Raw genomic sequence first — 593 nt, 5'->3', positions numbered from 1 at the left:
AATATAATGATTCATTACAAGCTACAATCTACGGTTTACCATTTCCATCCTTCATTACAGATCAGCGTTCCAAGGTTATTTTTTGGAATCAAGGGGCAGAAACAATGCTTTTTCCGTTTTCTTCTTGTGCTTCCGAAGAACGGTATTTACTACAACTCCTATTTTTGGAAGGAAGTATTATGGATCGTATTCAAAATTGGGACGAGTTTTCAACCTATTCGGTTGCAGTCTTTCGGGGCATTTATGACCGCTTTCCGGAGGACCCCATTCTTAATCAACTCCTTTTAAATCTAAAACAGCAAAGCAAGTTGTTTCAAAATCTATGGGAACAGCATCAAATTGAACAGAAGAAGGTTAGTTTCATTTCGATAAATGATGAGCAAGGCCAAACCAATCATTTCCGAATTCATTCCGCTACCCACGTGGATGGAAACGAAAATCTTTTTTGGTGTATGTATGTTCCTGTCTCTTAAAGTACTGTCCACATCAAATTTTAACGTGTGGTTAAATTCACTCTTGATCTTCCTCAAATGGGGCGCTTATCTGAAATGATGATTTGCGCCCAATGGTGAGGAATAAGATCATGTGGGGAA

1 protein-coding gene is annotated in these 593 nt (G+C 38.4%); it reads left to right on the top strand.

All coding sequences use genetic code 11. From position 1 onward, the window contains the following. The coding region (locus AC3G7N_RS21880; protein ID WP_489424230.1) for an MmyB family transcriptional regulator at positions 1–473 on the top strand (473 nt) is incomplete at its 5' end. Positions 474–593: the final 120 nt, after the last annotated feature.

This window comes from Virgibacillus carmonensis, from assembly GCF_057836705.1.
The sequence above is the reverse complement of the archived record's forward strand: the minus strand, read 5'-3'. Positions and strand labels throughout refer to the sequence as shown.